At 70.7% G+C, this 6,448-nt stretch carries 9 protein-coding genes; 2 read left to right on the top strand and 7 right to left on the bottom strand.

The window, feature by feature from the left end; genetic code table 11:
- Positions 1-43: 43 nt before the first annotated feature.
- The 3 genes from glmM to rplM form a co-directional block, all read right to left on the bottom strand.
- Positions 44-1,378: a phosphoglucosamine mutase gene (gene glmM / locus ACWEVN_RS45365; RefSeq protein WP_452055393.1), complete on the bottom strand. Its 1,335-nt coding sequence runs from the start codon at positions 1,376-1,378 to the stop codon at positions 44-46.
- Positions 1,379-1,568: 190 nt separating this feature from the next.
- Positions 1,569-2,069, bottom strand: coding sequence for a 30S ribosomal protein S9 (gene rpsI, locus ACWEVN_RS45360; RefSeq protein ID WP_310967646.1), 501 nt, complete (start codon positions 2,067-2,069; stop codon positions 1,569-1,571).
- Positions 2,070-2,083: 14 nt separating this feature from the next.
- Positions 2,084-2,536, bottom strand: a complete 453-nt coding sequence (gene rplM, locus ACWEVN_RS45355) for a 50S ribosomal protein L13 (RefSeq protein WP_004560141.1) — start codon at positions 2,534-2,536, stop codon at positions 2,084-2,086.
- Between the two features lie 261 nt (positions 2,537-2,797).
- On the opposite strand from rplM, the gene ACWEVN_RS45350 reads away from it, so the two are divergent.
- Both ACWEVN_RS45350 and ACWEVN_RS45345 read left to right on the top strand, forming a co-directional pair.
- The gene (locus ACWEVN_RS45350; protein WP_449686312.1) at positions 2,798-3,691 is read left to right on the top strand and encodes a hypothetical protein; all 894 of its coding nucleotides are present in this window, start codon (positions 2,798-2,800) and stop codon (positions 3,689-3,691) included.
- A gap of 29 nt (positions 3,692-3,720) precedes the next feature.
- The gene (locus ACWEVN_RS45345) at positions 3,721-4,413 is read left to right on the top strand and encodes a DUF4333 domain-containing protein (protein ID WP_452055392.1); all 693 of its coding nucleotides are present in this window, start codon (positions 3,721-3,723) and stop codon (positions 4,411-4,413) included.
- 78 nt (positions 4,414-4,491) lie between these two features.
- Here the strand turns inward: ACWEVN_RS45345 and ACWEVN_RS45340 are convergent, their stop codons facing one another.
- From ACWEVN_RS45340 to ACWEVN_RS45325, 4 genes are all read right to left on the bottom strand, one after another.
- On the bottom strand, positions 4,492-4,785 hold the full coding sequence (locus ACWEVN_RS45340) for a WXG100 family type VII secretion target (RefSeq protein WP_449686314.1): 294 nt from the start codon (positions 4,783-4,785) through the stop codon (positions 4,492-4,494).
- A gap of 57 nt (positions 4,786-4,842) precedes the next feature.
- Positions 4,843-5,169, bottom strand: coding sequence for a WXG100 family type VII secretion target (locus ACWEVN_RS45335; protein ID WP_449686315.1), 327 nt, complete (start codon positions 5,167-5,169; stop codon positions 4,843-4,845).
- 256 nt (positions 5,170-5,425) lie between these two features.
- The gene (locus ACWEVN_RS45330; RefSeq protein ID WP_449686316.1) at positions 5,426-5,773 is read right to left on the bottom strand and encodes a hypothetical protein; all 348 of its coding nucleotides are present in this window, start codon (positions 5,771-5,773) and stop codon (positions 5,426-5,428) included.
- Positions 5,774-5,787: 14 nt separating this feature from the next.
- Positions 5,788-6,448: type VII secretion-associated protein (locus tag ACWEVN_RS45325; RefSeq protein WP_452055391.1), on the bottom strand; the 661-nt coding region annotated here is incomplete at its 5' end.

Genomic DNA, 6,448 nt, shown 5'->3' with positions numbered 1-6,448 from the left:
GTGGTAAGGCGGGTTAGAACCCGCCTTACCACTCACGAGGGGGTCAGGAAACGGCTGAGACGACGCCGGCCAGGCGGTCGGCCGCGGCCTGGGCGGTGGCGACCGCCGGGGCCTCGACCATCACGCGGACCAGCTGCTCGGTGCCGGACGGGCGCAGCAGCACCCGGCCCTCCTCGCCCAGTTCGGCCTCGACCTCGCCGACGGCCGTGCGGACCTCGGAGGAGTCGGCGACCGCGGCCTTGTCGGCCACCGGGACGTTGACCAGCACCTGCGGCAGCCGGTTCATCACCGCGGCCAGGTCGGCCAGGGACTTGCCCGTCTCGGCCATCCGGCTCATCAAGCGCAGCGCGGTCAGCAGGCCGTCGCCGGTGGTGGCGTGGGCCGGGAGCACGACGTGGCCGGACTGCTCGCCGCCGAGCGCGAAGCCGCTCGCGCGCAGCTCCTCGAGGACGTACCGGTCGCCGACCGCGGTCGTCACGACGTTGATGCTGTGGGCCTTCATGGCCAGGTGCAGGCCGAGGTTGCTCATCACGGTCGCGACCAGCGTGTCCTTGGTCAGCTCGCCCGCCTCGGCCAGCGCCAGCGCCAGGACCGCCATGATCTGGTCGCCGTCCACCAGCTCGCCGGCGGAGTCGACGGCCACGCAGCGGTCGGCGTCGCCGTCGTGGGCGATGCCGAGGTCGGCGCCGTGCTCGACGACGGCCTTGCGCAGCTTCTCCGGGTGGTTGGAGCCGCAGTGCTCGTTGATGTTGACGCCGTCCGGCTCGGCGAACAGCGCGACGACCTCGGCACCCGCCCGGCGGTAGATCTCGGGCGCGGCCGCCGACGACGCCCCGTTCGCGCAGTCGACGACGACCTTCAGCCCGGCGAGCGGGTGCGGCGTCGCGTCGACCAGGTGGGCGGCGTAGCGGTCGAGGGCGTCCTCGACGTCGGTGACGCGGCCCACACCGGCGCCGGTCGGGCGGACCTTGCCGTCCGCGAGGCCGGCTTCGATCTCGTCCTCGATGCCGTCGGGGAGCTTGTGCCCGCCCGCGGCGAAGAGCTTGATGCCGTTGTCGGGCATCGGGTTGTGCGACGCGGAGATCATCACGCCGAGATCGGCTTCGAGCGCGCCGACCAGGTAGGCGACGGCCGGCGTGGGCAGCACCCCGACGCGGCGCACGTCGGCCCCGGCGGACGTGAGGCCCGCCACGACCGCGGCTTCCAGCATCTCGCCGCTGGCGCGCGGGTCACGGCCGACGACCGCGACCGGCCGGTGCGAGCGGTCGTGCGCGGCGAGCACCCGGGCGGCACTGGCCGCCAGCGCCATGGCCAGCTCCGGCGTCAGCTCGGCGTTGGCCAGGCCACGGACCCCGTCGGTACCGAACAGGCGTGCCATCGATCGACCTCCTCAAAACGGTCACGACCACGCGACCACCACGACAACCTAGCGACCCTGACGGACCGCGTTCCCCCACCCCGGTGATGTCGCTCGGCGTTCCGGAAACGACACACGACCCGGGAAAAACGCCGGAGCGCCCATCCGATGGACGGATGGGCGCTCCGGTGGGTTGCGCCAAGGGGCGCGATCAGCGCTTGCTGTACTGCGGGGCCTTGCGGGCCTTCTTGAGGCCGTACTTCTTCCGCTCCGTGGCGCGCGCGTCACGGGTCAGGAAGCCGGCCTTCTTGAGGGCCGGGCGGTCGTCGGCGTCGACCTCGACGAGCGCGCGGGCGATCGCCAGGCGCAGCGCGCCGGCCTGACCGGAGACGCCGCCGCCCTTGAGGTTGGCGAAGATGTCGAAGGAGTCCGGCTTCTCGACCGTGACCAGCGGCTCCTTGATGAGCTGCTGGTGCACCTTGTTCGGGAAGTACTCCTCGAGGGTGCGGCCGTTGAGCTTGAACTCACCGGTGCCCGGGACGACCCGCACGCGGACGACGGCTTCCTTGCGGCGGCCGACGGTCTGGGCGTTGCCGCCGGCGGCCCGCGACGGACGCGGCGCGGCGGGGGTCTCGCTGGTCGCGACGGCGCCGGTCTCGGTCGCCTCGGTGGTCTCGACGACCTCGGGGGCCTCGGTCTCGGTGCTGGTCACAGACTGTTCCTCACTCACTGCGCGACCTGCGCGATCTTGGTGATCTCGCGCGCCTGCGGCTGCTGCGCGGCGTGCGGGTGCTGCGGGCCGGCGTACACCTTCAGCTTCTTCGCCTGGGCGCGGCCGAGCTTGTTCTTCGGCAGCATGCCCTTGACGACCTTCTCGACAAGGTGCTCGGGCTTGGTGTCCAGCAGCTCGCCGAACGAGCGCTTCCGCAGACCGCCCGGGTAACCGCTGTGCCGGTACGCGAACTTCTGCTCGCGCTTGTTACCGGTGAGCGCGACCTTCTCGGCGTTGACGATGATGACGAAGTCACCGGTGTCCACGTGCGGGGCGTAGGTCGGCTTGTGCTTGCCGCGCAGCAGCGTGGCGACCTCGGTCGCCAGCCGTCCGAGCACGACATCCTCGGCGTCGATCACGTGCCAGGCACGAGTGACGTCGCCGGGCTTGGGGCTGTACGTGGGCAAGGGTCTACCTCGTCGTCAACATTGCGTGTGGGTTCTGTGCGGGCCTAGCGCTTACGCGCCGCAGCGCACAACGACATATGAAGATACCCCCACGGTCACCGCACCCGCGCATCGGGGGTGGTGGAAGCGCCCATATTAGGCTCCGAGCGGCCCGGGCGCAGCGGGGACCCTACCGGATTTTTCTCGCCGAAGCGCCTGCACGCGCCACCGCGACACGCGAGGATGGGGCCATCCGGGCGACACGGCTGAGCAGGGGACGGTATGAGCAAACGACCGACGGCGATCTTCGTCCTGGGTGCCCTGCTGGCCCTGGTCAGCGCCTGCGGCACGGCGAAGGCGGGCACGGCGCTGCCGAAGGGCGACGACGCGGCGGACTACGTCGGCGCCAAGTTCGAGCAGGTCATCGGCAAGCTCGGCGACACCATCACCGACTCGCGCGACGTCACCAACTCGCTGGACGCCTACTTCAAGTTCGACGACAAGTGGATCCACAGCACGGTGACGTCGGCGCGCACCGGCAGCCCGGAGAGCCGGGCGGTGCGGCACCGGTCGCAGAAGAACCCGGACGAGATCATCGACACGTACACGCCCGCGGACGGCACGGTCGAGTACACCTACCTCGGCCCGATGTACGTGCAGAAGGGCGTCTCGCCGACGGCGTGGGTGTCGATGCCGAAGCCGGAGGGCGGCCTGGTCCTCCCGTGCGTCTGGGGCGGCGTGCTGACGCCGTGCCGGATGGCGGATTCGACCGTGCAGGCCTACCAGGCCGACAAGCGGGCGGTCCGCGGGGCGAAGAGCCTCGGCGACGGCAAGACCGCGCTGACCGTCAACGTGCCGTTCGAGATCTTCGTCAAGAACAAGGTCGAGATCCTGCCGCCGAGCCTGACGGACAAGATCGGGCCGGAGCTGAAGAAGGCCGCGGTCCCGGCGACGATCACGCTGAACCCCGACGGCAGCCTGGTCTCCTTCGTGATGGAGGCCAAGTTCTCCGGCGACGGCCACCAGCTCGAGCTCAAGTACGAGTTCCGGTTCACCGGCAAGGCGAGCCAGCAGGACATGCCGAAGCTGCCGGACGCGAGCCAGATCACGGTGCTGCCCGACCGGGCGGCGATGGACGACTTCTACCGCCGGCTCGGCGAAGCGCAGGGCAGCTGAGGCGTGACCACGACCCGAGGTGATTCCCGATGACACCACCGTCCCAGCCGCCCGACCCGCAGCAGCCGCAGTGGTGGCAGCCGCCGGCTTCCGGCGCCGCCCCGCAGCCGGGCGCGTGGCAGCCCGAGCAGCAGGCGACCGGTCCGCACGCCGGGCAGTGGCAGCAGAACGCCGACCCCGGCGCTTCGGGCGCCTACACCGGTGCGTGGAACCCGGGACAGCCGTCGGGTTCGTTCTCCGGGCCGTGGCAGCCGGGGCCGCCGAGCGGGCCGTGGCAGCCGCCGTCCCAGCCGACGCCGTCCCAGCCGACGCCGACGCCGGGCCACGGGCAGCCGCAGTACGGCGGTGGGTTCCAGCCGGCGCAGTACGGCGGTCTGGGCGCGTTCCCGGCCGAGCCGGCGAAGAAGCCGAAGTCGAAGAAGCCGGCGCTGATCGCGGTGGCCGCGGTCCTGGTGCTCGCGGCCGGCGGCGGTGCGGCGTGGCTGCTGGGCGCGTTCCGCGGGGACGTGCTGGAGCAACAGTCCCTTCAGGACGGTGTGGTCAAGGTCCTGAACGAGAACTACGGCGAGCCGGACGTGAAGGACGCGCAGTGCCCGGCGAACGAAGCCGCCCGGAACGGCACGACGTTCGACTGCACGGTGACCATCGGCGGGCAGCCGAAGAAGGTGACGGTGCGGGTGCTCAACGACCGGCCCGAGTACGAGGTCGGCGCTCCCCACTGAATTCGCATTGCCGTACAACAGAAAACGGCGGGCCCCGCACCGGAGTGCGGGCCCGCCGTGGTTTCCGGGGCTACCGGCTCAGAACAGGCCTTCGACGGCGTTGTCCGTCGTCTGGTAGCCGTCGGCGATCTGCGGCAGGGCGGCGGCGATCTGCGCCAGAACCTGCTTCAGGTCCTCGAACTTCTGGTCCCAGGTGCGCTGGGCAGCGTCGTACTGCTCCTTCGCGGAACCGGTCCAGGTGGTGGTCAGCGGACGCAGGTCGTCCTTGAGGCGGTCGAACGCGGACTGCAGCTCGCCGCCCGTCTGCGTGCAGTCGTCCGCGGCAGCGCGGATGGTGGCGTAATTGACGACAATGCCGGCGCCATCAGGCATGACTTACTCCTTTTGAGCTGAAGATTTCGGGTGGTCGAGAAAGGATTCGGGAGGCGCTCAGCCGAGAGCGTCGAAGCCGCGGTTGACGGCGCCGAGGATCTCCTGCTGCTGCTGCTCGGAACGCTCGTACTTGGAGCCGGCCTCGCGGAGCAGCTCACCGATGCGCTGCAGGGCCTGCGCCATGCCGCGGGCGTCCTCGTCGAAGCGCAGCATCACGTGGTCGAAAGCCTTCTTCGCCTCACCCTGCCACCCGGCGCGGGTCGCCTCGATGCGGTCGCGCAGCGTCGAGAGGTTCTGGTCCATCTGGGCCCGGACCTCGGTGACGCGTCCCTCGGCCTCGGTGAACTGAGCAACTGTCCCTTGGAATCCCTGTCCGGCGCTCATACCGGTACCCCCTTCATAAAGAGTGGTGGTTGTCCGTACCAAGCTTGTTCGTTCGTACGGCCCTACGACGCAGACACTGCCACGTCCGGTTCCCCCTTGTCGTGCTTTGCCCCGAAGTAGTTGCTTGCGTTAACGCCCGCCGGGGGAACCGATCGCCGCGGGTGTCCGGGAACCACCTCGAACCGGTGACACATCACCCGGCAATGCGTTCTCCACCAGCGGGATTAGCACGCGCACAGCAACGGCGGCGCGAGTTTCACCGGTCGCGCTGCATGATTCGCATCTGGGAAAAGTCTTCGTCGTCGTCACCCGATCGAGGGGCTCGCGACTGGGATTGCGAACGCGAAGGAACCGGATCGGGAACCGCGGGAACCGTGAGCCCCCGCGCGCGGCGGAACCGTTCGGCGGCCGCGCGCAGCGTTCCCGGGGTCGGGTCGCCGGACTTCGGGCCGCGCCCGCTCTGCTTCAGCAGTTCGGCGTTCTCGCTGTGCTGCCGCCGGCTGCGGGCGAGCGCGTTCCCGGCGACCCGCCGCGAATGCGTCACCGCGTCCTGGCCGAGGCGCTTGAAGGACGCGGCGGCGCTTTCGAATTCCGCGGACGGCACCGCGCGCCCTCCTCTCAGTTCAGGATTTCCGCCGTGCGCACGGCTTGCGCGCACGCGGCGGCGACCCGCTCGCGCAGCGGGGCGGTGGCGTACTGGCAGCCGACGTGGACGCGGATCCGGCCCTTCGCCACGACGTACCAGTCGACCTGGAGATCGGGCCGGTCCGGCTTGGTCTCGTGGTAGCCGATCACGGTCTTGCCGGCGTAGGACAGGTCCGGGTTGTACGCGCTCCAGCGTTCCGGCGCCCGTTCGGCGAGCTGCCGGAGCTCGTCGACGAGCTTCTGCCGGTCCGCCGTCGCGTCGTAGTCCATGACGTACTCCTGCGCGACCACGAGGTCGTTGCCGTCCCGGGACTCCTGCGGGTGGATCACGACCTGCTTCTCGGCGACCCGGTCGTCGGTCTGGACCCAGTCCTCCGGGGCGACGAACCTGAAGTCGTACTGCGAAAGCGTCCGGCCGCTCTCCGTCTGGTCCCCGGAGCCCTTGAACACGAAGATCCCGGCGACGACGAGCGCGGCGACGACGACCACCGCGACGGCCCCCCACAGCTTCCGGCGGTTCTTCCCCTCCGGTTCGGGGGCGGGCCGCGGGCCGGTGGCGGGCCCCGGCGGGTTCGGCCGGGCGGGCGGCGTCCACGGCCGGGCCACCGGCTGCCCGTGGGGCGTCCACGGCCGG

Source organism: Amycolatopsis sp. NPDC003861 (genome assembly GCF_053605405.1).
The sequence above is the reverse complement of the archived record's forward strand: the minus strand, read 5'-3'. Positions and strand labels throughout refer to the sequence as shown.